Source organism: Inhella proteolytica, from assembly GCF_016093275.1.
GTDB classification, from domain to species: Bacteria; Pseudomonadota; Gammaproteobacteria; order Burkholderiales; family Burkholderiaceae_C; genus Inhella; species Inhella proteolytica.
On the sequence record NZ_JAEDAK010000001.1, the window covers coordinates 448,840 to 473,308 of the forward strand.

The following is a 24,469-nucleotide window of genomic DNA, read 5'->3' on the forward strand; positions in this document are numbered from 1 at the left end:
GCCATGAAGGTGCTGCTGATCGAGGACGAAGCCGCCATCGCCGACTTCGTGGTGGGTGGGCTGGGCGCGCGCGGCATCAGCGTGCACGCCGAATCCGACGGCCGTGCCGGCCATGCGCAGGCGCTCAAACCGGACTGGGACGCCATCGTGCTCGATCTGATGCTGCCCGGGCGTGACGGTCTGGACATCCTGGCCGACCTGCGCCAGCGCGGCATTGGCACCCCAGTCATCTTGCTCACCGCCCGCAACGAGCTGGGTGACCGTCTGGGCGGTCTGCAACTTGGCGCGGACGACTACATGGCCAAGCCCTTCTTCGTCGAGGAACTGGCCGCACGCCTGCAGACCGTGCTGCGGCGCGCCAAGGGCGAGCGGCAGTCCGAGCTCCAGGTGGGCGGCCTGCTGCTGGATCGCATCGGCCGCACGGTGAAGCTGCAGGGCCGCGCCGTGGAGCTGACCGGGCGCGAGTTCAGCCTGCTTGAATACCTGATGCGCTCGCCCGGCGAGGTCTTCAGCCGCGCCCAGCTCTTGGAGGCCGTGTGGGGCTATGACTTTGACCCCGCCACCAACGTGGTGGACGTGTGCGTCAAACGCATCCGCGCGCGCCTGGCCGATGTGCAACACGAAGAGGCCCCGCAGCCCTTGATCGAGTCGGTACGCGGGGTCGGTTACCGCTTCCGCAGACCCGGCTGATGTCGCTGCAGTGGCGCCTCTTCCTACAGGCCGGTGCGCTCGTCCTGCTGACCACCGCCGCCCTGTTCTTCATCGGTGGACGCGAGCTGCGCCAGCAGGAGGTGGAGCAACTGGACGAGCGCCTGTGCATGGAAGCCCGCCGACTGGGCAACCCCCAGCGCGAAGGCGAGGGGGACCGCCGCATGGCCGAGGACATGCAGCGCAAGCTGCGCCTGGACGCACCGGACCAGCTGCGCATGCGCTGGCTGGGCGCGTCGGCGCCCGCGGATGCCGCGCTGAAGGACTGGTTCGGTCCGGACTTCCAAGCGGATTGGCAAGCTGCCCGGGCCCGCGGAGAGGCTGGGGGGCGCAGCGACCCGCGCGGGCGCTGCGAGCGCAGCGGCGCTGCCACGCCTGAGGCCGAGTGGCGGCTGGTGCGGGTGCACACGCGCGGAGGCACCGCGCTGCTGGCAGCCCAGACCACGGCACTGGACGCCGAGTTGCAGGCCGTCTGGCAGCGCACCCTGCCCGTGCTGCTGCCGCTGGCCCTGCTGGGCGCAGCCGCCAGCGCGTGGCTGCTGGCCCAGCTCATGATGCGCCCGGTCCAGCGCCTGCGGGAGGCCATGCGCCGCCTCACCCCGCAGGTGCTCAGCGAACGCCTGGCCACCCGGGGAGAGCCGCGCGAGTTCCGCGAGCTGATTGACGCCTACAACACCATGCTGGCGCGCTTGGAGGCAAGCTTCCACCAGGCCTCACGCTTCTCCGCCGACGCGGCGCACGAACTGCGCACCCCGCTGACCATCCTGCAGGGCCGGCTGGAGCGCGCCATCGGCGCCACCGAGGGCCGGGCGGTGCAGGCCGAGCTCGGGGCCATTCTGGAAGAGGTGAACCGCCTCTCGGGCATTGCGCGCAAGCTGCTGCTGCTCTCGCGCGCCGACGCCGGGCGGCTGGACCTGCACCGCGAGGATCTGGACCTCAGCGTCTTGCTGGGCGACTTGGTGGCCGACGCCCAGATGCTGGCCGAGGACCGCCCGGTGCATGCCGACCTTCAGCCAGGCCTGCGCCTGAGCGGCGACGCCCTGCTGCTGCGCCAGCTGTTCAACAACCTGCTCAGCAACGCACTGCGCCACGGCCTGCCGCATGGGGCGCTGGAGATCGAGGCCCGCGCCGTGCCGGGCGCCGTGGAGGTGGACTTCCGCAACGCCTGCGCGCCCCTGGGCCCCGAGCAGCGGGCGCGCTTCTTCGAGCGCTTCTACCGCGCCGACGCCGCGCATGGCCGCCAGGTGGATGGCACCGGCCTGGGCCTGAGCCTGGCGCGCGAGATCGCCCGCGCCCATGGCGGCGAGCTGCTGCTGCTGGACAGCGCTGCCGACCGGGTGGCCCTGCGCGTGCGCCTGCCGCATCCGACGGCTCACTGATCTGGCTCAAGACCCGGCGCAGCGTGGCCGGGCACCCTGGGAGCTTCCTGCCAAGGACGCCCGTGACCCCCACCCCCTTCGACCCCTGGACCAGCGCCTGGGCGCTGGCCGATGCGCTGATCACCCAGCGCGGCCCGGCCCTGCTGTGGCAGCAGCGGCGCCGGGCCCGCCTGCTGCGTCTGCTGCAGGAGGTGGCGCCGCGCGCGCCGCTCTACCGGGCGCGTCTGGCCGGCCTGGCCCTGCGCGACGAGCAGGCGCTGCAACAGATCGCCCCAGTGGACAAGGCCGAACTGCAGGCGGACTTCGCGGCCGGCTGCACCGACCCCGGGCTGAGCAGTGCCGAGCTGGCGGCCTTTCGCAGCCAGCCCCCCGGCAGCGCCCTGCGGGGCCGCTACCTGGTGTGGGAAAGCTCCGGCAGCAGCGGCACGCCGGCCTGCTTCGTGCAGGACGGCTACGCGCTGGCGGTGTACGACGCGCTCGAAGCGGCTCGCGGCCCGGCGCGCTGGCTGCCGCCGAGCGTCTGGTGGCGCGGCGGCCCGCGCGTCGCCCTGGTCGCGGCCACGCAAGGCCGCTTCGCTGCGGTGCAGAGCTTCGAGCGCCTGCGCACCCTGAACCCCTGGCTGCGTGCGCGCACCTGCGCCTTCGACTTCCTGCTCCCGCATGCCGAGCTGCTGCGCGCCCTGCAGGACTTCCAGCCCACGGTGCTGGCCGCCTACCCCAGCATGGCGCACCGGCTGGCGCAAGACCTGCCGCCCAGGGCACTGCCGCTGCAGGCCGTTTGGACCGGCGGCGAGACCCTGACGCCCGCCTGCCGGGCCGCGTTGCAAGAACGGTTCGGCGCGCCGGTCCACGATGCCTACGGCGCCAGCGAGTGCTTCACGCTGGCCCACTCGTGCGAACACGGCCATCTGCACCTGAACGCCGACTGGGTGGTGCTGGAGCCGGTGGACGCCCAGGACCGCCCGGTGCCGGACGGGCAATGGGGCCACCACGCGCTGCTGACCAACCTGATCAACACCGTGCAGCCACTGATCCGCTACCGCCTGATGGACCGCGTGCGCCTGCTGCCGGCCGGTTCCTGCGCCTGCGGCAGCCCCTTGCCGCCGTTGGAGGTGCAAGGCCGCAGCAGCGCCCTTTTGACCCTCCAGGATGACCAGGGCCAGCCGCTGCCCATCGCCTCCTTGGCCCTGGAGACGGTGCTGGAGGAACGCGGCGGCGTGTTCGACTTTCAGCTCACGCAGCAGGGGCCGCGCCGGCTGCGCCTGGACGTCTATGCCGCGCGCGACCCGCAGCGCGCGGCCGAGGCTTTGCACCAGTACTTGGCCGAGCAGGGGGCCCGCACGGTGGCGCTTGAGCTGCACGCCCACTTCCGGCACGCGCCGGCTGCTCCCAGCGGCAAGCGGCCGCGTTTCGTGATCGGGCAGCTGACGGCGTCGTGACCGTCAGGCCTGCAGCACGTACTCCCCCGGCGCCGGCCCCAGCTTGCTGGCGGGCAGCGCCCGCGCGCGGTGCGGCTTGCCGGAGCGCGCCTGCAGCCACGCCTGCCAGGCCGGCCACCAGCTGCCCTCCTTCAGCTCGGCCTGGGCCGGCCAGGCCTCGGCGGCCACCCAGGCGGCGCCCGGCGCGCGGTGGGCGATGCGGTAGTGCCGGTGGGCGTGACCGGGCTCGCTGACGATGCCCGCGTTGTGCCCGCCGGCGGCGAGCACGAAGGTGGCGTCGGCCTCGCACAGGTGGTGCAGTTTGTAGACCGAGGGCCAGGGCGAGATGTGGTCGCGCTCGGTGCCGACCAGGAACAGCGGCAGCCGCAGGTCGCTCAAGGAGATCGGCTGGCCCTGCACCCGGTAGCGCCCGATGGCCAGCGCGTTGCGCAGGTACAGCGCGGTGAGGTATTGGTGGTGCATGCGCGCCGGCAGCCGCGTGGTGTCGGCGTTCCAGGCCATCAGGTCGGAGGGCTGCTCGCGCTCGCCCATCAGGTACTCGCGCATGCGCCGCGTCCACACCAGCTCGCGCGAGTGCAGGAACTGGAACGAGCCCGCCATCTGCTCCCCACTCAGGTAGCCCTGCTCGCGTGTGAGGCTGTCCAGGAAGCCGACCTGGCTCTCGTCGATGAACAGCCCCAGCTCGCCGGGCTCGGAGAAGTCGGTCTGCGCGGCGAACAGCGTCAGCGAGGCCAGGCTGGGCAGCGCCCCGCCCAATCCACGCGTGGCCGCCGCGGCGGCAATGGCGGCCAGCGTGCCGCCCAGGCAGTAGCCGGCCAGATGAACGCCCGCGCGATGGTGCTGGCCCAGCCAGCGCAGCGGCTCGAACACGCCCTGCTCCAGGTAGTCGTCCATGCTGAGCCCGGCGTCCTCGGCCCCCGGGTTGCGCCAGGACAGCATGTACACGGTGTGCCCCTGCCCCACCAGCCAGCGCACCATGGAGTTGTGCGGCGACAGATCCAGGATGTAGTACTTCATGATCCAGGACGGCACGATGAGCACCGGCTCCGGGTGCACCTGCGGGGTCTGCGGGGCATAGCGCAGCAGCTCCACCAGGTGGTTGCGCATCACCACCTGGCCCGGCGTCACCGCCACGTCGCGGCCCACCTGGAAGGCACCCTGCGGGGCGGGTTCGTGGGCGCCGCTGAGGTCCTGCAGCCAGTGCTGTGCCCCCTGCAGCAGGTGGGCGCCCCCGCTGCTGAGCGCGTCCTTCAAGACCACCGGGTTGGTCAGCAGGCCATTGGCCGGCGTCAGCATGCCCAGCCACTGGCGGGCGAAGAAGCGCGCCATCTGCACATGGTGCGGGCTCATGCCAGGCAGGCTGGCGGCCTCGTGCCAGAACTGCTCCTGCTGGCGAAAGCCCTGGCGCAGCAGGTTGAAGGGCCACTGCGCCCATTCGGCGGCCCGAAAGCGCGGGTCGTCGTCCGTCGCGCCGGCGGGCAACTCGCAGCTGCCCTGCCCCAGCGCGCAGCTCAGGGTCTGCACGCCCAGCTCGGCCGCGCGCCCGGCCAGCTCGATCTGCCGCCCCGGCGAGCCGGCCAGGTGCCAGGCCCAGTCCGCCCAGGCCAGCGCCAGGGACACCGGGGACAGCGAGGCGGTGAAGGGCGCCGCCAGCACGTGCAGTTTGCGGTCCAGGGTCTGGGCAGGGGTTTCGGGTTTCATCCCCGCATGCTCCCCGGGCCGCGGCGCGTGCGCCTTGACCCAACCCAAATCCAGCGCGCGGAGCCCGGCGCGTGTGCCGAATGACTGCCTTGTCATGCACCCGCGCCCACCCCTTCCTAGCATCGTGCCGTCGCCCACCCGTGGGCCCATGCCGCCGAGCCCCACCATGGTCTGCACCCGCCTCCCCCGCCCCCACCGGCCCGCAGCCAGCGTGGCGCTGGCCTTGGCCTTGAGCGCCTGCGGCGGCGGCGCCGAGGGGCCGACGCTGGAGGGCGTGCGCATCAGCGCCGCCGCGTCCGAATCGGCCGCCGTTGGCGGCCTGGCCAGCCTCAGCCCCGGCACCAAGGCCTTGGCCCTGGCGGCGTCCGCCGGCGGGCTGGCCCGCTATGAAGGCCCGAGCGGCATGCTGACGCTGCCTTCGCTCACCGTCAGCAACGGCGCCGAGTCCGGCTGCTTCGATGTCAGCCTGCGCACCCTCAACCTGGCGCCCGTCCAGGTCGAGGTGGTCAGCGCCACGCCGATGGGCTGCGCCGCGCAGGGCGCCGGCCGCTACGAGGGCGCCAGCGGCCTGCTCAGCCTGCCGGGCCTGGTGGTCAGCGGCAACGGGGCCGACAGCTGCCATGACGTCACCCTGCGCACCCTCGGCACCAGCCCCAGCATCCGCCTGGAGCTGCAGAGCGCCCTGCCGGTGGCCTGCAGCGCCGCGCCCCCGGCCTCCAGCGTGCCCAGCGCCCCGCGGAACCTGACCGCCACCCCGGGCAACGCCAGCGCCCAGCTCAGCTTCAGCGCGCCGGCCAGCGATGGCGGCTCGCCCCTGACCGGCTACACCGCCACCTGCAGCACCGGCACGGCCAGCGCCAGCGCCAGCGGCAGCGCCAGCCCGCTCAGCGTGAGTGGGCTCAGCAACGGCAGCGCCTACCAGTGCAGCGTGGTGGCGCGCAATGCCGTGGGCAGCAGCCCGGCTTCCGCCGCCGTGAGCGTGACCCCCGTGGCGCCGCCGCCCACCAGCAGCTTCAGCCTCACCAGCAGCCTGGGCGCCGAGGGCAGCGCCATGCCGGCGGATTACAGCTGCGACGGCCCCGGCTCCAGCCCGCCGTTGGCCTGGGCCAACCCGCCCGCCGGCACCAAGGAATTCGCCCTGCTGATGAGCACCCTGCCGGGCGACGGCAGCACCAAGTACAACTGGGTGCTCTACAACCTGAGCGCCAGCCGCAGCGCCCTGGCGCGCGACGCCTTCGGCGCCGGCACCCTGGGCGTGGGCAGCGACGGCCCGATGGCCGCCTACCAACCGCCCTGCTCGCAAGGCCCCGGCGCCAAGACCTACACCTTCACGCTCTACGCGCTCTCCGGCGCGCCGGTGCTCAGCACCAGCCCGGTCACCGGCGAGGCCCTGCAGGCCGCCATCGCACCGCTCACCCTGGGCAAGGCGGTGCTCAACCTCAGCTACGCCCGCACCGCCAGCGCCAGCGGCAGCTCGGCGCCCTGCATGCTGGTGCGCAACTCGGTGGCCGTCTCCACCACCGGGCGGCCCACGGTGGGCTGCGACAGCAGCTACGCCTACATCGGCTCCGACGGCCTGACCACCCACACGATGATGGACGGCATCACCGCCACCAACCTGCAGGTGCCCATTGCACAGAACTTCTACGGCAGCAAGGCTTGGCGCATTCCGCTCAACCCGGCCCTGGCCGCCAGCACCACCTCGGCGGTGGACGGCCCGATCGGCATGGCCATCAACGGCGTGCCCATCTTCAACCCCTGCAAGCAGGGCGGCTGCCAGAACGGCGACACCAAGGTGCTGGGCGAGCTGGACGTCTGCAATGGCCACGCCGGCCGGGCGGACGATTACCACTACCACGCCGCCCCGGTCTGCCTGATGGCCACCAAGCCCGCCAGCTACTGGGACACCCACCCGCTCGGCTGGGCGCTGGATGGCTTTGCCATCTACGGCACCAACAACGCCGACGGCAGCCCCGCCCCGCGCGATGGCATTTGCGGCGGCAACACCAGCCCGGTGATCAACGGCCCGGCCGGCTACAGCTACCACGTCACCGAGGCCTCGCCCTACGTGCTGTCCTGCTTCCGCGGCACGCCCAGCCCCGACCTGGCCGGCCAGAGCGCCAAGTTCAGCCCCATGCGCCAGCCGCCCGTCACGCCCTTCGCGATTTCCGCCATGACCCTGCGCACCGACGCCGCCGACGGCTACCAGGTGCTGCAGTTCACCAGCGCCCGCAGCTTCACCACCACCGAAACCGGCAGCGACAGCTACGCCAACGCCCCCGGCACCTACCGCATCCGCTACCAGCGCGTGACCGGCGCGGCGCTGGACGCGCTGCTGGCGCAGACCGCCAACCGCAGCAAGTCCGCCTGCTGGAACTTCCAGTTCACCAGTGGCACCGGGGCCAGCACCCAGCCGCCGATCACCTACTGCCGCTGAATGCGCCCGCTCACCCTGGCCCTGCTGCTGGCCTGCACCCTGACCCTGGGTCTCTCCCCTGCAGCCCACGCGCATGAGCTGGAAGCCGACCGGCTGACCCTGGTGCTGCGCCAGCCCCAGCACCTGAGCCTGCGCTTTCAGCTCAACCTGGTGGCCCTGCTGCACCGCAGCCTGGCCCCGCAGCAGCCGGCCGCCGAATTCGCCCTGCAGATGGCCAGCCTGGAGCCCGCCGCCTTCGCGGCCCAGTGGCAGCGCGCGCAGGCCCGGGTGCAGCAGGGCACCCGCCTGGCCGGTGCGGACGGCCGCTGGCACCCCGCCAGCCAGTGGCAATGGCCCACGGCCGCCCAGGTGCAGGCGCAGGTGCAGCAGCAGCTCATGCAGGCCGTGGTGGCCCCGGACGAACACGCCCACGGCGAGGCCCTGGAGGTCCAGGCCGAGTGGCTGGCCCCAAGCCCGCTGGAGCCGCTGAGCCTGCAGCTCCCCCCCGAACTGCCGCGCCTGCTGGTGGTGCACTACCAACCCCAGCAGCGCTGGGTGCGCCCTGAAGAGGGCCCGGCCCGCTTCCGCTTCTGAGCCCCGACGGCTCCCGAGATTGCTCCCGAGACCGATCCCCATGCGAAAAACCCTGCCCGCCCTCCTGCTTGCCAGTGCCCTCGCCAGCACCGTGGGGGCCACCGAGCCCCCGCCGCCGGATCGACCGGAGCGCCCCGAGCGCACGGACCGCCGCGATCGACCGGATCGTCCCGATCGCCGCGACGACACCCAGCGCCCACCCCGCCCTGGCGCGCAGCGCTACTCGCTGCAGCAAGCCATGTCCGACCGCGCCCAGCTCCACACCATCGCCTTCAGCGGTCTGGCCTTCCTCACGGGCGATTTCGCCGCCGACACCTTCCTGCCGCCCGGCAAGGTGTCCGACTACTTCGGCTTCCAATCCCTGCGCGACACCGACGCCGTGCAGGGCGGCCACAGCCCGGCCTTCCTGACCCGCATCGCCTTCAACACCCTGGCCATCCTGAACCCCGCCCAGCGCGCCGAACTCATCCAGGCCGCCCAGGCCCAGCAGGCGGACGTGCGCCGCTTCGCGCTGCTGCGCCTGCCCCTCATCAAGGCCTTCCGCCAGACCCTGGAGCGCAGCGGCCCGGCGGCCAAGGCGCCGCTGAACCGCGCCGCCGTGCGCGCGCATTCCGCCGCGCTGTACGAACTGGACGGCCGCATCGCCACCAAGCGCGCCGAGGCCATGGCCCGCGTGCTGCGCGGCCTGAACGCCGAGCAGCGCGCGCAGCTGGCCCGCCTGAAGTTCGGCGACTCCCGCACCTGGCCCGACGCCTTCGAGCCACCCGAGCGCCGCAGCCTGCCGCACGACATCGACGTGGCCCTGATGACCCACGCCAGCGAGCTCTTTGCCTGGCAGGGCGGCGGCCTGGACGCCGACACCTACTTCTGCCCCGAGCGCCACGCCATGTACTTCGGCGGCTTCGGCCTCAAGACCGCGCCCGCCCTGGGCAAGCAGGACTTCGCCATCAGCACCGCCCTGACCGGCGACGCCGGCGCCGACTTCCTGACCCTGCTCAACCCCACCCAGCGCGCCCTCATCGAGGCCCTGCCCGACCTGCAGCGCCCGCAGCTGCAGGAGATCGCCCAGCTGCGCCGCCAGATCGCCACCGAGCTGCGCCGCTTCCTGACCGGTGAGAAACCCGACGCCGCGCAGATCCAGGCGCTCTCCCGCCGCTACGGCGAGCTGGACGGCGACCTGGCCTTCCTCTATGCCCAGGCCTTCGCCCAGGTGGGCCAGAGCCTGAGCCCGGCGCAGCGCAGCGCACTGATCCAACTGCGCGAGCGCAGCCCCCACGACCCGCGCGACCCCACGGGGCCATTCCTGTACGCGGCGCCGCTGGATGCGGCGGGCTTGGCGGAGGCGGAGCGCACGCAGGGCTTTTTTGACGGGCGTTGAACGTTGGCGCCCGCATTGCGCTTTCAAGGGGGCGATCGAACGGAGGCGAACCCCGACAGGGCTGGTCCGCTTTGCCAAAGAATGCCTAGGCAACGCGAGAGCTGAGACACATGGACCCCAAGCCCTTGTTCGAAAACGCACACACACCTGCGGGGCCGAGCGCCTCCAAGGACCGGATCGCCAGCGCAGGCAGCCATGCGATGCAGCGCGGCGCCCATCTGAGCCCTTGCCGCCGCTACCGGTACGCCCTGTGGCGACGCTGGGGAGACGGACCGCACGCGATGTTCGTGGGCTTGAATCCGAGCACTGCTGACGAGACGGTCGACGACCCGACCATCCGGCGCTGCATCGCGTTTGCGCGGGCCTGGGGCTATGGCGCGCTGTGCATGGCGAACCTCTTTGCCTTCCGCGCCACCCGGCCAGCGGACATGCTGGCGCAGGAGGACCCGGTGGGGCCCGAGAACGACGCCTACCTGCGGCGACTGGCGACCGAGGCAGGCGTGGTGGTCGCCGCGTGGGGCACGCGGGGCACCCACCGTGACCGGCACACCGCCGTACGCGCCCTGCTGCCGCAACTGCATTACCTGCGACTCACCACGGACGGTCACCCTGGACACCCGCTGTACCTGCCTGCCGGCCTGCGGCCGGTGGCCTGGCGGCCTTCGAGTGAGTGAAAGTGAGCGCCTCGCTCGGATCCAGGCGCAGCCGGGCCGAGCGTGCGCACTGGAGAAGAGCCGGCGCTGCGGCACGATGGCTTGTGGCTTCGCGCCCTGAGGGCAGCCCCTGCTGGGCACGGCGCACTGAGGCCAGCCAGCGCGGCGCAGGGTAGCGATCGGCCGATCGCGCGACCGACACCCGGCGCCGAGCGATACGCGACGCGCACGCCATTCGTGCGCAAGGAGCGACGGAGCCGGGACCCCTTGCACGGCGCCATGGCAGGCGTATGGGCCCGGGCCCGGGCCTCCCACGCAGGCGAGGCCACAAGCGCTCAGCCGAAGGCTGGCGTCTGGAGGTTCAGGGCGTGCCGCTGGCCGGAGCCCGGGGCCCGCGCGCCTTGGTGGGGCGCTGGGCCTGGGCACTGGCCTTGGCGGCCTCCAGACGCTGCTTGTCGGCCTCCAGACGCTGCTTGTCGGCCTGCAGCGCCGCGCGGTCGGCAGCCAGGGCGGCCTTGTTGCCAGCGGCCTTGTCAGCACGCAGGCGGGCCTTGTCAGCTTCCAGTTGCTGGCGGGCGGCTACCACGGCAGGGTCCGCACTCTTGGCGCTGCCGGGGCTGCTGACGGTCAGCAGCAGGGCAGCCAGGGCAAGGGCGGCCGGACCGGCCCGCAGAGGGCGTGCGGGGTGGCGCAAACAAGTCATGGTCAGTCTCCGGTATCGATGAGCGGGCGGGTGCTGGTGCCATTGCAGCCCACCGCACACGGCGATGGATGACAGCGCTGTCACCCAACCGCTGCATGACGCGCTTGTCATGGGGCAACCGGGCGGGATTCCTAGCATCGGCTTCGATTTGGTGCCCCACAGGGCCCTCAAGGAAGTCCATGCCGCGCCCGTCTTCTGCATCCTCCCAAGTTCCCACCTTCCCCGCCCGGACGCCGCGGACCCGTACGCATGCGATGGTGCTGGCCGCCGCGCTGGCGGTGCTGAACGGCTGCGGCGGCGGCGGGGCGAGCGGTAGCCTGGCACCCGCTCCTGCACCCGCGCCTGCTCCTGCACCCGCGCCTGCTCCTGCCCCCGCGCCTGCTCCTGCCCCCGCGCCTGCTCCCGCGCCTGCTCCCGCGCCTGCTCCTGCACCCGCGCCTGCTCCTGCCCCCGCGCCTGCTCCTGCCCCCGCGCCTGCTCCTGCCCCCGCGCCTGCTCCCGCGCCTGCTCCCGCGCCTGCTCCCGCGCCTGCTCCTGCACCCGCTCCCACGCCTGCGCCGCCCCCCGCGCCAGCCCCAACACCCGCCCCGCCCCCCGGCACCAGCAGCTTCCGCGGCAATGTGGTGCTGGGCTCGCCCACGGGCAGCAGCATCAAGCTCAATGTGTTTGCGCCGGACCAGGCCGGCACGGTGTGGCTGGTCTATGGCACGCGCTCGGGCCAGCTGGGCACGCAGACGCCGGCCCGCGCCCTGGTGGCCGGGCAGCCGCTGGAGATCGCGCTGGAGGGCCTGGCGCCCAACACGCGGCACTACTACCGCCTCTACTTCCAGCCCAGCAGCGGCACGGCCGGTGCGCCGGGGGACGAAGCCAGCTTCATGACCGCGCGACCGCCTGGCAGCAGCTTCACCTTCGCGTTGCAGGGCGACTCCCACCCCGAGCGGCTCAGAAGCCAGTTCGACCCGGACCTCTACACCCGCACCCTGCTCACCGCCGCGGCGGACCAGCCGGACTTCTACGTGCTGATGGGCGACGACTTCAGCGTGGACACGCTGGACCCGCTCACCATCACCCAGCCCAAGGTGCTGGAGCGCTACACGCTGCAGCGGCCCTACCTGGGGCTGATCGGCAAGCAGGCGCCGCTGTTCCTGGTGAACGGCAACCACGAACAGGCCGCCGGCTACCTGCTGGACGGCACGCCCAACAACGTGGCGGTGTGGGCGCAGAACGCACGCAACAGCCTGTACGCGCAGCCGGCGCCGGACGGCTTCTACAGCGGCAACCCCACGCCGGTGCCGCACATCGGCCTGCTGCGCAACTACTTCGCCTGGAGCTGGGGGGACGCGCTGTTCGTGGTCATCGACCCCTACTGGCACTCCCCCGTGGCGGTGGACAACGTGCTGGGCGACGGGACCAAGCGCAGCAATCTATGGGACGTGACCCATGGCGACGCGCAGTACCAATGGCTCAAGCGCACGCTGGAGGGCAGCACGGCCCGCTACAAGTTCGTGTTCGCCCACCACGTGATGGGCACCGGCCGCGGCGGCGTGGAACTGGCCAAGCTGTGGGAATGGGGCGGCGAAAGCGCCGGCGGGCAGTTCGACTTCCCGGTCAAACGCCCGAACTGGACGGAGCCCCTCCACCGCCTGATGGCGCGCACCGGCGTGACCATCTTCTTCCAGGGCCACGACCACATCTGGGTGCGGCAGAAGCTGGACGGGGTGACCTACCAGACCGTCTCCGAGCCCGCCGACCCGAACTACACGCTCTGGAATGCCGACGCCTTCCAGAGCGGCGACAAGTTCCCCAACAGCGGCTACACCCGCGTGCGTGTAGCCCCCGAGGGCGTGCAGGTGGACTACGTGCGCAGCCTGCTGCAGCGCGACGAGAGCGCCACCCGCGTGCATGGATCCACCGTCTTCAGCTACCGCCTGCCATGACGCCTTCTCACCCCCTGCGCGCCCTGGGCGCCACCACCTCCTTGTTGGCACTGCTGGCCTGTGGCGGTGGTGGCGGAGCACCGGCTCCTGCACCGGCTCCCGCACCGGCTCCTGCACCGGCTCCTGCACCGGCTCCCGCACCGGCTCCCGCACCGGCTCCCGCACCGGCTCCCGCACCGGCTCCCGCACCGGCTCCCGCACCGGCTCCCGCACCGGCTCCCGCACCGGCTCCCGCACCGGCTCCCGCACCGGCACCGTCCCCTGCCTTCGACGGCACTGTGCTCCTCGGCGCCCCTACGGGCAGCACCATCGTGTTGAAACTGCTCTCGGCCGCTCAGTCTGGACAGGTCAGCATCGCCTACGGGCCGAGCGCAGGTGGGGCCACACAGCAAACGGCCGCTGTGGCGCTGCAAGCAGGGCAGCCGCTGGAACTCACGCTCTCTGGACTGACGCCCAATACCGAGTACCAGTACCGCGTGCACCTGCTGGCCACCGGTGCCACGGCCGCCACGCCGGGGCCCTTGGCGCGCTTCCAAACCGCGCGGCTTGCCGGCAATGCGTTTGTGTTCACGATCCAGGCCGATTCGCACCTGGATGAGAACTCCAGCCTGCCCGTCTACCAGCGCACGCTGGCCAACGTGCTGGCCGACCGCCCGGACTTCCACATCGACCTGGGCGACACCTTCATGACCGAGAAGCACAGCGACCCACTGGTGGCGCTGGTGGACGACGCCGACAGCCCCGAGGTGGTGAACCGCCGCTACGTGTACGAGCGGGGCAACTTCGGCGCCATCAGCCACTCGGTGCCGCTGTTCCTGGTGAACGGCAACCACGAAGGCGAGCTGGGCTGGCTGAACCCGAGCAACAGCCCCAGCAACCTGCCCGTGTGGGCCACCCAGGCGCGCCAGCGCTACTTCGCCAACCCGCAGCCGGGCATCTTCTACCGCGGCGACACCCTGCCAGACCCTTTGGTGGGCGCCCGCGCCGCCTGGTACGCCTGGACCTGGGGCGATGCCCTGTTCGTGGTGCTGGACCCCTACTGGAACAGCCGCGCCCAGGCCAGCAAGGACGCCTGGAACCTGAGCCTGGGCGAGCGCCAGTACCGCTGGCTGGCCGACACCCTGGCCGGCAGCAGCGCGAAGTTCAAGTTCGTCTTCGTCCACAACCTGGTGGGCGGGCTGGACGGGCAGATGCGCGGCGGCGTCGAGGCCGCGCCCTTCTACGAGTGGGGCGGCAAGAACACCGACGGCAGCGAGGGCTTCGCCAGCCACCGCCCGGGCTGGGGCCTGCCCATCCACAGCCTGCTGGTGCAGCACAAGGTCTCGGCCGTGTTCCACGGGCACGATCACCTGTACGTGAAGCAGGCGCTGGACGGCGTGGTCTACCAGGCCGTGCCGCAGCCCAGCGCGGCGAACTTCAGCAACGGCGCCACCCTGGCGCGGGACTACCACTACAACACCGGCACCGTGCAGAGCAGCTCGGGCCATCTGCGCATCAGCGTGGGCCCGGGCGGCGTGACCAGCGAATACGTGCGCGCCTGGCTGCCGACGCAGGAAACTGCCACCCGTCGCAACGCCCAGGTGGACGACCGATGGACGCTTTCCGCACCCTGACACGCCGTCGCTTGAGCGCCGGTCTGGCCGCCCTGGGCGCGGCCCTGGCCTGGGCCGCACTGGCCCAGCCGGCCGAGCCCGAGCCGCGCCGCCGCCAGGGCCCGCCGCACCAGAGCGCGCCCTTCACCGCGCAGCCGGGCGTGGACGTGATCCTGGGCCGGCCCACCGCGCAGGGAGTGACGGTCTCGTTGCTCTCGCACTGGCAGGAGCGCGCGGTGCAGTGGCAGCTTCAACCCGAGGGCGCTGCGGCCAGCAGCCGCACGCTGACCCTGCGCCCGGGCGAGCCAGAGCAGTTCACCCTGCAAAACTTGGCCACCGCCCGCGCCCACCGCTACGTGGTGAAGGACGCCACCGGCGCCGAGCTGGCGAGCGGACGCTTCCACACCCAGCCGGCGCCGGGCAGCGCCTTCAGCTTCACGCTCAGCGCCGATTCGCACCTGGACCAGAACACCGACCCCGCCCTCTACCAGCAGGCGCTGGCCCAGGCGCGGGCGGCGCAGCCGCATTTCCACATCGACCTGGGCGACACCTTCATGGTGGACAAACACGCCGCTCGCGAGCCCGCCGCCGCGCAATACCTGCAGCAGCGCCACTACTTCGGCCAGCTTGGCGTGCCGCTCTTCCTGGTGCTGGGCAACCACGACGGCGAAGACCGCAAGCTGCAGCGCGGCGGGGCGGACAGCCTGGCCGTGTGGGCCAACCAGCAGCGCAAGCGCCACTTCCCCAACCCCGAGCCCGACGGCTTCTACAGCGGCAACGCCATGCCCGACCTGCACGCCGGCCCGCTGCAGGACCACTACGCCTGGACCTGGGGCGACGCCTTGTTCGTGGTGCTCAACCCCTACTGGCACGGCAGCGCCCGGCGGGGCGCGGAGCGCTGGGAGCTGACGCTGGGCGAGGCGCAATACCGCTGGCTGCGCCAGACCCTGGAGGGCAGCCGCGCCCGCCACAAGCTCGTGTTCGTGCACCAGCTGGTGGGTGGGGCCGACCGTCAGGGCCGCGGGGGCGCCGAGGCCGTGCCCTACGGCGAATGGGGCGGCCTGAATGCCGACGACAGCCCGGGCCTGGCGGCCCAGCGGCCCGGCTGGGAAGAACCGATCCACGCGCTGCTCAAGCGCACCGGCGTGAGCGTGGTCTTCCATGGCCACGACCACCTCTACGCCCACCAGTCGCACGAGGGCATCGTCTACCAGGAAGTGCCCCAGCCCGGCCACCCCGGCGACCGCCACGAGGGCGCGGCCTATGGCTACCGCCAGGGCGTCATCCGGGGCGACGCCGGCATCCTGCGCGTGGCGGTGACGCCCGAGCGCCTGCAGGTCGACTACCTCAGCGCCGCCCGCCCGGGCCAGGTGCTGCACCAATTCACCGTTCCCGCTCGCACCCCATGAATGGCACGCAAGCCCTATCCGCCGCCCTGGCCCTGCTGCTGAGCCTGGCCACCCCCGCCCAGGATGAACGCAGCGAACGCCCGCGCCGCAAAGGCCCGCCGCGCCACGCCCTGACCCTGCCCGCCGAAGTGGCCCCTGACGTGGCCGCGCTCGAGCGCTTCTCCGTGCTGCTGGGCCGCCCCACCGAGCGCAGCGTGGCGCTCAGCCTGCTCGCCGCTGAGGGGCTGGACGCGCAAGTGGAGTACCGCGCCGCCACCGCCACAGACTGGCAACGCGGCCCCTGGCTGCGCCTGCAGCCCGGCACGCCCCTGGAGACCGAACTGCAAGGCCTGCAGCCCAACCAGGCCTACCGCTACCGCGTGCTGCTGCGCCGCCCCGGCGAAGCCGGCCATGCCGCCCAGCCCGAGCAGGGCTTCCACACCCAGCGCGCGCCGGGCAGCCGCTTCGTGTTCGAACTGCAAGGCGATTCCCACCCCGAACGCGCCCACCAGTTTGACCCCGCGCTCTACGCCCAGACCCTGCGCGCCGCCGCGGCCGACCGCCCGGATTTCTACCTGACCCTGGGCGACGACTTCAGCGTCGACACCCTGCACGAACTGAACCCCACCAGCGTGGCCCAGCGCTACCAGCTGCAGCGCCCCTTCCTGGCCCTGGTGGGGCAGACGGCGCCGCTGTTCCTGGTGAACGGCAACCACGAGCAGGCCGCCCGCGCCAACCTGGACGGCACGCCGAACAACGTGGCCGTGTGGGCGCAGACCGCACGCAACCGCCTCTTCCCGCTGCCCACGCCCAATCACTTCTACAGCGGCAACCCCACGCCGGTGGAGCACATCGGCCTGCTGCGGGACTACCACGCGTGGACCTGGGGCGATGCGCTGTTCGTCATCATCGACCCCTACTGGCACAGCCCCGAGGCGGTGGACAACCAGCTGGGCTCGCGCGACAAACGAGACAAGGGCGGCGGGCGCGATGAAGGCGATGGCAAGGCCGAGGCCAAACCCAAGCGCGACCTCTGGGCCATCACCCTGGGCGAGGCCCAGTACCGCTGGCTGGCTGAGACCCTGGCCACCAGCAAGGCCCGCTTCAAGTTCGTGTTCGCCCACCATGTGCTGGGCACCGGCCGTGGCGGCGTGGAGATGGCCGGCCTGTACGAGTGGGGCGGCAAGGACCCGCGCGGCCGCGACGAATTCGCCCAGCGGCGCCCCGGCTGGCCGCTGCCCATTCACGGCCTCTTTGTGAAGCACGGTGTCACCGGCTTCTTCCAGGGCCACGACCATGTCTTCGTGCGCCAGGAGCTGGACGGCGTGACCTACCAGACCGTACCCGAGCCGGCCGACCCGAACTACACGCCCTACTTCTTCGATCGCTACCGCAGCGGCGACAAGCTGCCCAACTCCGGCCGCCTGCGCGTCACCGTGGAGCCCGAGCGGGCGACGGTGGAATACCTGCGCAGCTGGCTGCCGGCGGATGCCCCCACCGACGGCAGCGCCACCCAGCCGGCTTTTCGCTACGAGCTCAAACCCCGCTAAAGCGCACCCGATTCAAAAGGCGTAACTGGCCTGCACGTGAAGGCCACGGTCCTGCAGGCTGTCCTTCTGCGTGGAGGCCGCATCACCGCGCACCCGCTCGGCGGCGACGATCTCCAGCAGCGCACCGCGCCAGCCCAGCTTCAGCGCCAGGCCGGCCGAGGCCAGCTCCACCCAGGCCTGGCCGCGGTTGCGCACGCGCCCGTGGTCGTAGAAGGGTTCGAGTTCCACCCGCAGGCCACCGCCCTGCCCGTCTTTCCAGACCCAGGGCAGGCCCAGGTTGGCCACCCAGCCTTCGTCGCGCACCGCCTGGTTCTCGCGCTGGCCGCGCACGCTGTTCACTCCGCCCAGCGCGATGCCGCTGCTGGGCAGCAGCCGGTCCCGGCTGGCCTGGGCCAGCAGGCGTGCGCTCAGGCTCAGGCCCTCAGGCCCCAGCTTGCGCAGCCACTGCGCCTGCAGCGTGGCGTACTGGAAGCGTGGCGCGGGCGCGCCTTCCAGGCCGGGCACGGCCGCTTCGCGCTGCACGTTGTTGTGACCCCAGTTGAAGTTGCCGCGCAGCACCAGCACCTGCTGCGGGCTGCGCCACTGGGTTTCATGCCACAGCCGCCAGACGGTTTCGCGCACGCGGCCGTCGGGCACACCAGCGGTGAAGGAGTAGGCCTCCCCCAGCAGCGTGCTGCGCTGGCGCCGCGCCTGCGCCTGCAAGCCGCTGCTGTGGCGGCGCGCGCTGCTTTCGCTCCAGAGCTGGCTCACACCCAGCTCCCAGCCGCGCGTGGCGCTGCGGATGTCGAGCTCGCGCACCGGTTCCTCCACGATGGCGGAGTCGCTGCGCTCGGCCGCCACATGGACCTGCGTGAACGGCGCGCCCCAGGCGGTCAGCGGCGTGCGCCAGTCCAGCCGCTGCTGGCCCTTGCGAGAGCCCTCGCCTTCCAGCGGCCACAGCAGCAGGGCATCGAGTTGATCGCCCTGACCGCTGAGGTTGCTGAGCTGACCGCGCAGGCCCAGCGCCCCCTCGCCCACCGAGACCGGGCGGTGGTTGTTGGCGAAGGCGCTGAGCTTCCAGGGCCGCGCGCGCTCCACCTCGATGTCCAGCACCGCCTCGCCCAGGCGCTCGCCGGGCAGCAGGCGCGCCTGCACACGGGCCAGCAGCGGGTCGTTCAGCAGCAGCTGGAAGCGCTCGCGCAGCGCGTCCATGTTCAGTGCGCCTTCGGTACTGCCCAGCCGCGCCTGCACATGCGCGGGGTTCAGCCCTGCCAACCCGCGCAGCTGCACCTGGGTCAGGCGCCCCTCGATGGCTCGCAGGCGCAACACCGTGCCACTGCCCTGTTCCTGCGCCAGCAGCAGGCCGGAGTTCACGAAGCCATGCTCCACATAGACGCGCGTCAGCCGCTGGCGCAGCGCTTCGATCTCGCCCTCATCCAGCGGCCGCCCCAGCCACGGCTTGGCGGCGCTCTCGAACAGGTCCAGCGGCAGGGCTTGCACCCCCTGCAGCTCCAGCCGCTCGATCAGCCGCGCCGGGCTGGCCGCCAGCACCGTCGGCGGGACGGGCGGCAAGCGTTCCTGCGCGGCGGCCAGCAGGGGCAGCAGCAGCCAGCTCACACGCAGCGCCTTCATGGGCAGCTCCCAGCCAGCACCTGGGCGGGCCGCCCGGGCGGCCCTCCGGGCAAGGCCTGCCCGGCCAGGCCACCACGGCCGCTCAGCGCCAGGCTGCTGCCGCTGCGCCGGTCGCAGGGGCTTTGGCCCAGGCGGGCCGGGTCGGGCAGGCGGGCGTCCAGCAGGGCCAGGCTGGCGCTCAGGTCTTGCAGGGGATTGGCCAGTTGGATGCTGCCGTTCACGCCGTCCGGCGCCACGGCCTGGATGGCGTTGTAGGCCTGGCGCGGTTGCTCAAACACCAGCGGCACCTGGCCGCCCAGGGTGACGCGGTTGCCGCTGGCCACCACCGCGCCCACGTCCAAATTCACCACCCCGCCCTGCCCGCCCTGGGCGGCGCTGTTGGCTTGCACGAAGCCGTTGTCGAGCCAGAGGATCTGGGCGGTGACGCCGATGTCGCCACCGTTGCCCTGCTGGCCCAGCACAGAGGTCGTCACGGCGGCGCGGTTGAGGTGCATCAGGCCTTCGCTGCGCAGGCTCACGCGCCCGCCATTGCCGTCCTGGGCCGAGGTGCTCACCAGGGCCTGGTTCAGGTTGAGGCTGTTGACACCGACGAGCTCGATCTCGCTGGCGGCGATGTTGCGGGTCGAAGCGGCCGACACCTCCCCCTGATCGATGCGCAGCGAGGGCGCCGCCAGGCTGATCTTGGTTGTCGAGATGCTGCCGGGTGACGCCACATGGGCCAGGTTGGTGATAGCCACATCGCTGCCGCCCTGGATCGAAAGCGACTCCGTGCCGACCAGGTTGAGGTTGCCGGTTTGGCCTGACGAGCCAACCTCGGCACGCGCGTCGATGCGGCTGCCGCCATCCAGCACCAGATGCACCGCCCCGAGGTCGACCGAGCCGCCGCCCCCCGCGCCGTACGTGCCGCTGCTGAAATGCGAGCCCTCGATCCGAAGCTCACCGCCCACCAAGCCGCTGACCGAGCCCGCATTGCCGCTCGACCCCAGCGCCGCCCGGCTGTACACGATCGCACCCGTGGCCTTCATGTCTTTGGCAATGAAGGCAATGTCCCCACCCGAGCCTTTGCCTCCAGTCTCCGTCGAGATGATGGCGGCCGGATTCAACTGGACCAGGCCATCGGAGATCAGTGCCACCCGCCCGGCGCGGCCGGATGAAAAGGTGGTGCTGAGCACCGAGGCATTGCCGATCTCGACCAACGAGCCGGCCTGAAGCAGCACATTGCCGCCCTCGGAGCTGAGCCCGTAGCTGCTCGTGTCGATGTAGGCGCGTCCCGCCATGCGAAGGGTGTCTTCGGCCTGCACCAGCACGTCGCCGGCCTTGCCGGTATCGCCGGTGCTGGCGCTGGAGAACACCATGGCCTGGTTGTTGATGGTGATGTTCTTGGCCAGCAGCCCGATCTGACCCGAGTTGCCCTTGCCGCCGGTGGCGCTCTGCACCGAGCTCTTGTCGTTGATCAGCAGGGACTCGGTAGCGGCCAGCACGATGCGCCCGGCGTTGCCTGCCGCGTAGGTCGAGCTCTCGACCCGCGAGCCCTCATCGATGCGGATATGGGTGCCCTCCATCAGCAGCGTGCCGCCCTCGAAGGGGCTGAAGGTTGTTGAGGACACCGAGGACTCACCGAGCACTTCGACTTTGCCCGTCGCACTCAGGCCGATGCTGCCGGGGCGGCCCTGGCCGTCGAGCGAGCTCGCGATCACGCTGCTCTTGCCTTGCAGGCGGATGTCCTGCCCGGTCAAGAGCACGTCCGCGCTGGTGGCGCCTTCGAGCCCGAAGGTCCACACATTGGCCTGGTTCATCAGCAGCAGGCCGCTCGCCTGGATCAGCACGTCGCCCGTGCGGTTCCCCACGCCGGATGCGTTGCTGTTGACGTAGGCGCCCGGCTCCAGCAACACCGTGCCGCCCTGCAGCCACACCAGCCCGGTGCTGCCCGTGCTCAGGCCGAAGGACTGCACCTCGCCCCCATTGGCCAGCCGCAGCTGCTCGGTCCCCACGAGTTGGATGCCGCCTGCATTGCCGCTGGCGTAGGAGGATGTGATGACCTGAGCCCCCGAGTCGAGCAGCAGCCGCGGCGCCTGCAGCAGCAGATCGCCCGAATTGCCAGCTGCGAAGGCATTGCTAAGTACCTTCCCGCCATCGCGCAGCACCAGCTCCTGGCTGGCCATGAGTTGGACCGAACCGCTGGACCCCTCGGCCTCGGCCAGGGTCTGCACGTAGCTGCCGCCCGACAGCTCGATGCGCCGCGCCTGCAGGCTCACGTCGCCGGCTGCCGCCCGATTCGTGCTGCCGGTGGTGATGTAGCTGCCCTCCGACAGTGCAATCGAGTCCAAGGCACGCAGCGACACGGCGCCGCTGGGGCCGGTGCCGCCCTGCCAGGTGGTGGCACTGATGGCGGAATTGCCGCTCAGGGCAATCGAGCCAGCACTCAGTTCGATTGGCCCGGCGGCGTTCTCGCGGATGGCGGCCGCGAAAAGGAAGCTGCCTTCGCCCAGGCGCAGCTCGCCATTCAGCCCTTCGGGCGGGCTGACCCCAAAGCGCACGCTGGTGGCGGCATCTCCCGTCGCTGCGAGCCGCAGCGCACCGCTGCCAGCCAGCTGGCCACCGCGAATCTCGATATCCCCCGCCGCCAGCAGCACAGGTTCACCCCGGGGCGGCGCCAGCACCGCCCCCGGCAACAGCGCGATCGGCGCCGCCCTTGCACCCCCCAGGAACCCAAAGGCCTCCGGCGCGGCTGCGCTGAAGCTGCTGCCGCCCGTGGTGGCCCATTGGCTGCCATCGGCCAGCTGCAACTGTGGCGCGGTGCTGACGTGGAAGCCCGCCGGCACGTCGATGCGGGCCTCGCTGCCGAACACCACGCCGGCCGGGTTGATGAAGTAGAAGGCCGGGCTGCCCTGCGCAGCCTTGAGCTCCAGGCTGCCGTCCAGGAAGGAAGGCAGGCCACCCGTGACACGGCTGATCACATGCGCCACGCCGGGGCTCTGCACCGTGAAGCGCGCCGTCTCGCCGGTCGGGATGTTGAAGTGCTGGAAGCTGTGGAACAGGTTGGCGCCCTGCAGCTTGCCCAGGCTTTCCGGGATCAGCAGCAGCGGGCCGCGGATGTCCACCGCCGGGCCGGCACTGCCGTCGGTGCGGATGGGAGCGATCTGCGCCTGCGCAGCCACGGGCCAGGCCAGGGTCAGAGCGGCGCAGAGCGCCAGGGTTCGGAAGGGGCAGCGGGTCATAGCCAGTTTCCGATCAGGGCGAACGAGGCCCAGTAGAAGGGGTGGCGGGTGGCGGGATCGCGCAGCAACTGCAGCTGCGCCTCGCGCAGGGCGGCGGCCTTGCCCTGGCCGTTCTGCAGCCAGGCGGCGTAGAAACCCGTCATCAGGCGCACGGTGGCGGCGTCGTCCACCGGCCACAGGCTGCCCAGCACGGCGCGGGCACGGGCCTTGATGGCCGCGCCGGCGATGCCGAGCGGGGCGCGCTCGTTGCCTTCGGCGGTCTGGCAGGCCGAAAGGCTCAACAGCTCGATGGGCTGACGGCGCTGGTTCTCGCCCTGCAGCAGGGTCTGCAGGTTGCCAAGGGTCAGCAGGTCGTCGTAAGCGAGCAGGTAGCTGGTGGCGGCCGAACCGCCGAACAGCCCGTGCGAGGCCAGGTGCACCACGCGCGGGCTGCCGGCCTGCATGGCCGTGCCGAAGCCCTGCACGGTGAAGGCGGCTTCGCGCAGCGTGCGGCCGCCCACCAGGTCGCCCAGTCGGTCCAGCTCCACACCCACACCAGGCAGGCGCAGCGCGTCGGCTAGGCGGCGCTCCTGCAGTTCGCGAGACACGGTTTCCGGGGCCTGACCGGCGGGCACCAGGGCGCGCGTCATCGATTGCGCCCAGGCCTCGCCGGCCAGGCGCTGCACCACCGGCCCGAACTCGGACGTGCCCGCCAGCAGGGCACCGGGCCGCGTGTGCAGCCCCGGCGCCTGGGTGTTGGTCATGCTCAGGCCCAGGGTGCTGGCGTGCGTCCAGCGCTCCAGCGCGAAGCGCTGGCCGTCGTGAAGAACCCCCATGGGGATGAGGCGCAAGGGTCCGTCGCTGACCCAGACGAGGCTGCCCACGCCCCGCTCAGCCAGCCAGCCTTCCAGGGGCTGCAGCAGGGCCTGGTAGAGCCGGCGCGCTGCGGGTTCGAAGCCCGGCGTGCGCTCCCGCAGCTGGCGCGCCAGCAGGGTGGCGGCCTGGCGCACCTCGCCCGGCGGCACCGTGCTGCGGAACAAGGCCAGGCCGCGGCTGTCCTCGACCAGCAGCTCCAGGCGGTCATCCAGCAGCACGGGGTAGATGGCCGCACTGCCGCTGGGCAGGGCCTGGGATTGGCCACCCTTGAGCGCGTCGACCTCGCAGCGATCGCCCAGGTAGTCCTGGATCTCGGCCTGGCGCAGCTGCTCCAGCGCGTCTCGGGCGCGGCGCAGCAGGTCCTGGTCTTGCTGGCGCGCGCGGGCCTGCTGCAGCAGGCCGTCCACCAGGCCCAGGTAGAGCGGCTGGAACAGCGTGAGCTGGCTGGATTGACCGTCGGCCTCTTCCAGCGGCCAGTCAGCGCGCAGCGCCTCCAGCTGGCTGACGGCGCGCTGGTAGGCCGCCAGGGCGGCCGCAGGGTTTTCCTTGTTCAGCCGGGCCAGGCGGAACTGCAGGCGCACGCCCATCTCCGCGCTCTGGGCGGCATCCAGGTCCTTGAGCTGTTCCAGCGCGTGCAGGGTCAGCGTGCGGGCTTCGTCGCGGCGCCCGGCGGCTTCGTACAGGCCGGCCTGGCCGTCCAGCGCCGCCGCGCGCAGGCGTGGGTCTTGGCTCTGCATCAGGCTGCGCTCGAAGGCCCGGTAGGCCATGGGCTCCAGGCCGAAGCGCTGGGCCAGGCGGCCGAGCTCCAGCTGCAGACCCGGCTCGTTCAGTTGCGGCTCCAGCGCCGCGAGCCCATCCAGCACCTCTTCGCTCTTGCCGCTGAGCCGCGCCTTGTGCAGCCAGGCACGCTGCTGCAGGGCCACGCCGGCGCCGGGAATCAGCTCCACGGCGCCGTAGCTTTCCAGCGCGGCGTCCCGCTGGCCGCGCTGCTCGGCCAGCTGCCCCTGGGCCAACAGCAGCAGTGCGCGCTCGTCGCCGCGGGCCTCGGTGAGCAAAGGGTCCAGCAGCGCCTCGGCTTCGTCCGCGCGGCGCAGCTGCAAGGCCACCAAAGCCTGGCTCAGGCGCCAACGGCGCAGCAGACTGGGATCGGTAGGAGGCGTCTCGCGCAGCAGGCCTTCGGCCTGGATCAGGGCGCCGGCCTCGCGCAGGCGCTCGGCCTCGCTCAGGCGGGCATCGGCACGGGCGGGCCCAGCCAAGGCCAGGCACCAACACAGCGCAAGCACGGCGGGCAATCGCATGGGGTTCTCCGACAGCGCGCGGCACCAGCGCGCTGCCGCAGCTTAGTCA

The 24,469-nt window shown here is 72.0% G+C and carries 16 protein-coding genes; 11 read left to right on the forward strand and 5 right to left on the reverse strand.

The genetic code is table 11. From position 1 onward, the window contains the following. Window positions 1-3: 3 nt before the first annotated feature. The 3 genes from I7X39_RS02020 to I7X39_RS23570 all read left to right on the forward strand — a co-directional run bounded on the left by I7X39_RS02020 (window position 4) and on the right by I7X39_RS23570 (window position 3,526). Window positions 4-690, forward strand: coding sequence for a response regulator transcription factor (locus I7X39_RS02020; RefSeq protein ID WP_198109272.1), 687 nt, complete (start codon window positions 4-6; stop codon window positions 688-690). After that, a complete protein-coding gene (locus I7X39_RS02025; RefSeq protein WP_198109273.1) occupies window positions 690-2,087 on the forward strand; it encodes an ATP-binding protein in 1,398 nt (465 codons plus the stop codon). Before I7X39_RS02020 ends, I7X39_RS02025 begins: the two co-directional genes overlap by 1 nt. A 62-nt stretch (window positions 2,088-2,149) precedes the next feature. Then, complete coding sequence (locus I7X39_RS23570) at window positions 2,150-3,526, forward strand: AMP-binding protein (RefSeq protein ID WP_198109274.1); 1,377 nt, start codon at window positions 2,150-2,152, stop codon at window positions 3,524-3,526. A gap of 3 nt (window positions 3,527-3,529) precedes the next feature. On the opposite strand, the gene I7X39_RS02035 is transcribed toward I7X39_RS23570, so the two are convergent. Further along, complete coding sequence (locus tag I7X39_RS02035; protein WP_198109275.1) at window positions 3,530-5,227, reverse strand: PHA/PHB synthase family protein; 1,698 nt, start codon at window positions 5,225-5,227, stop codon at window positions 3,530-3,532. A 148-nt stretch (window positions 5,228-5,375) separates the two neighbouring features. Here I7X39_RS02035 and I7X39_RS02040 point away from each other — a divergent pair, with 148 nt between their 5' ends. The 4 genes from I7X39_RS02040 (at window position 5,376) to I7X39_RS02055 (ending at window position 10,289) form a co-directional block, all read left to right on the forward strand. Continuing rightward, entirely contained in the window at window positions 5,376-7,664 is a 2,289-nt protein-coding gene (locus tag I7X39_RS02040) for a YHYH protein (RefSeq protein ID WP_198109276.1), read from the forward strand. Further along, on the forward strand, window positions 7,665-8,237 hold the full coding sequence (locus tag I7X39_RS02045) for a hypothetical protein (protein WP_198109277.1): 573 nt from the start codon (window positions 7,665-7,667) through the stop codon (window positions 8,235-8,237). A 40-nt stretch (window positions 8,238-8,277) separates the two neighbouring features. After that, window positions 8,278-9,615, forward strand: a complete 1,338-nt coding sequence (locus tag I7X39_RS02050) for a Spy/CpxP family protein refolding chaperone (RefSeq protein WP_198109278.1) — start codon at window positions 8,278-8,280, stop codon at window positions 9,613-9,615. A gap of 110 nt (window positions 9,616-9,725) precedes the next feature. Next, entirely contained in the window at window positions 9,726-10,289 is a 564-nt protein-coding gene (locus I7X39_RS02055) for a DUF1643 domain-containing protein (protein WP_198109279.1), read from the forward strand. Window positions 10,290-10,629: 340 nt separating this feature from the next. Here the strand turns inward: I7X39_RS02055 and I7X39_RS02060 are convergent, their stop codons facing one another. Next, window positions 10,630-10,971, reverse strand: a complete 342-nt coding sequence (locus I7X39_RS02060; protein ID WP_198109280.1) for a hypothetical protein — start codon at window positions 10,969-10,971, stop codon at window positions 10,630-10,632. Between the two features lie 623 nt (window positions 10,972-11,594). Here I7X39_RS02060 and I7X39_RS02065 point away from each other — a divergent pair. From I7X39_RS02065 to I7X39_RS02080, 4 genes are all read left to right on the forward strand, one after another. After that, the gene (locus I7X39_RS02065) at window positions 11,595-12,908 is read left to right on the forward strand and encodes a metallophosphoesterase family protein (RefSeq protein WP_198109281.1); all 1,314 of its coding nucleotides are present in this window, start codon (window positions 11,595-11,597) and stop codon (window positions 12,906-12,908) included. 401 nt (window positions 12,909-13,309) lie between these two features. Next, complete coding sequence (locus I7X39_RS02070) at window positions 13,310-14,521, forward strand: metallophosphoesterase family protein (protein WP_198109282.1); 1,212 nt, start codon at window positions 13,310-13,312, stop codon at window positions 14,519-14,521. Then, entirely contained in the window at window positions 14,500-15,909 is a 1,410-nt protein-coding gene (locus tag I7X39_RS02075) for a metallophosphoesterase family protein (protein ID WP_198109283.1), read from the forward strand. The genes I7X39_RS02070 and I7X39_RS02075 overlap by 22 nt, the downstream gene beginning before the upstream one ends. Further along, window positions 15,906-17,438: a metallophosphoesterase family protein gene (locus I7X39_RS02080; protein WP_198109284.1), complete on the forward strand. Its 1,533-nt coding sequence runs from the start codon at window positions 15,906-15,908 to the stop codon at window positions 17,436-17,438. The genes I7X39_RS02075 and I7X39_RS02080 overlap by 4 nt, the downstream gene beginning before the upstream one ends. A 12-nt stretch (window positions 17,439-17,450) precedes the next feature. On the opposite strand, the gene I7X39_RS02085 is transcribed toward I7X39_RS02080, so the two are convergent. Genes I7X39_RS02085 through I7X39_RS02095 form a run of 3 tightly spaced genes read right to left on the reverse strand, consistent with a single transcriptional unit; the run spans window position 17,451 to window position 24,420 of the window. Next, the gene (locus I7X39_RS02085; RefSeq protein ID WP_198109285.1) at window positions 17,451-19,049 is read right to left on the reverse strand and encodes a ShlB/FhaC/HecB family hemolysin secretion/activation protein; all 1,599 of its coding nucleotides are present in this window, start codon (window positions 19,047-19,049) and stop codon (window positions 17,451-17,453) included. After that, on the reverse strand, window positions 19,046-22,267 hold the full coding sequence (locus I7X39_RS02090; RefSeq protein WP_198109286.1) for a two-partner secretion domain-containing protein: 3,222 nt from the start codon (window positions 22,265-22,267) through the stop codon (window positions 19,046-19,048). Before I7X39_RS02090 ends, I7X39_RS02085 begins: the two co-directional genes overlap by 4 nt. After that, window positions 22,264-24,420 carry a CHAT domain-containing protein gene (locus I7X39_RS02095; protein ID WP_198109287.1) on the reverse strand — a complete coding sequence of 719 codons (2,157 nt, stop codon included), beginning with the start codon at window positions 24,418-24,420 and terminating at the stop codon, window positions 22,264-22,266. Before I7X39_RS02095 ends, I7X39_RS02090 begins: the two co-directional genes overlap by 4 nt. Window positions 24,421-24,469: the final 49 nt, after the last annotated feature.

Excerpts from the sequence above, each read along its gene's own strand:
- I7X39_RS02085 (WP_198109285.1), bottom strand. The coding sequence starts at position 19,049 with ATGAAGGCGCTGCGTGTGAGCTGGCTGCTGCTGCCCCTGCTGGCCGCC.
- I7X39_RS02020 (WP_198109272.1), top strand. The coding sequence starts at position 4 with ATGAAGGTGCTGCTGATCGAGGACGAAGCCGCCATCGCCGACTTCGTG.
- I7X39_RS02035 (WP_198109275.1), bottom strand. The coding sequence starts at position 5,227 with ATGAAACCCGAAACCCCTGCCCAGACCCTGGACCGCAAACTGCACGTG.
- I7X39_RS02040 (WP_198109276.1), top strand. The coding sequence starts at position 5,376 with ATGCCGCCGAGCCCCACCATGGTCTGCACCCGCCTCCCCCGCCCCCAC.
- I7X39_RS02045 (WP_198109277.1), top strand. The coding sequence starts at position 7,665 with ATGCGCCCGCTCACCCTGGCCCTGCTGCTGGCCTGCACCCTGACCCTG.
- I7X39_RS02080 (WP_198109284.1), top strand. The coding sequence starts at position 15,906 with ATGAATGGCACGCAAGCCCTATCCGCCGCCCTGGCCCTGCTGCTGAGC.
- I7X39_RS02060 (WP_198109280.1), bottom strand. The coding sequence starts at position 10,971 with ATGACTTGTTTGCGCCACCCCGCACGCCCTCTGCGGGCCGGTCCGGCC.
- I7X39_RS02075 (WP_198109283.1), top strand. The coding sequence starts at position 14,500 with ATGGACGCTTTCCGCACCCTGACACGCCGTCGCTTGAGCGCCGGTCTG.
- I7X39_RS02050 (WP_198109278.1), top strand. The coding sequence starts at position 8,278 with ATGCGAAAAACCCTGCCCGCCCTCCTGCTTGCCAGTGCCCTCGCCAGC.
- I7X39_RS02095 (WP_198109287.1), bottom strand. The coding sequence starts at position 24,420 with ATGCGATTGCCCGCCGTGCTTGCGCTGTGTTGGTGCCTGGCCTTGGCT.
- I7X39_RS02055 (WP_198109279.1), top strand. The coding sequence starts at position 9,726 with ATGGACCCCAAGCCCTTGTTCGAAAACGCACACACACCTGCGGGGCCG.
- I7X39_RS02025 (WP_198109273.1), top strand. The coding sequence starts at position 690 with ATGTCGCTGCAGTGGCGCCTCTTCCTACAGGCCGGTGCGCTCGTCCTG.
- I7X39_RS02090 (WP_198109286.1), bottom strand. The coding sequence starts at position 22,267 with ATGACCCGCTGCCCCTTCCGAACCCTGGCGCTCTGCGCCGCTCTGACC.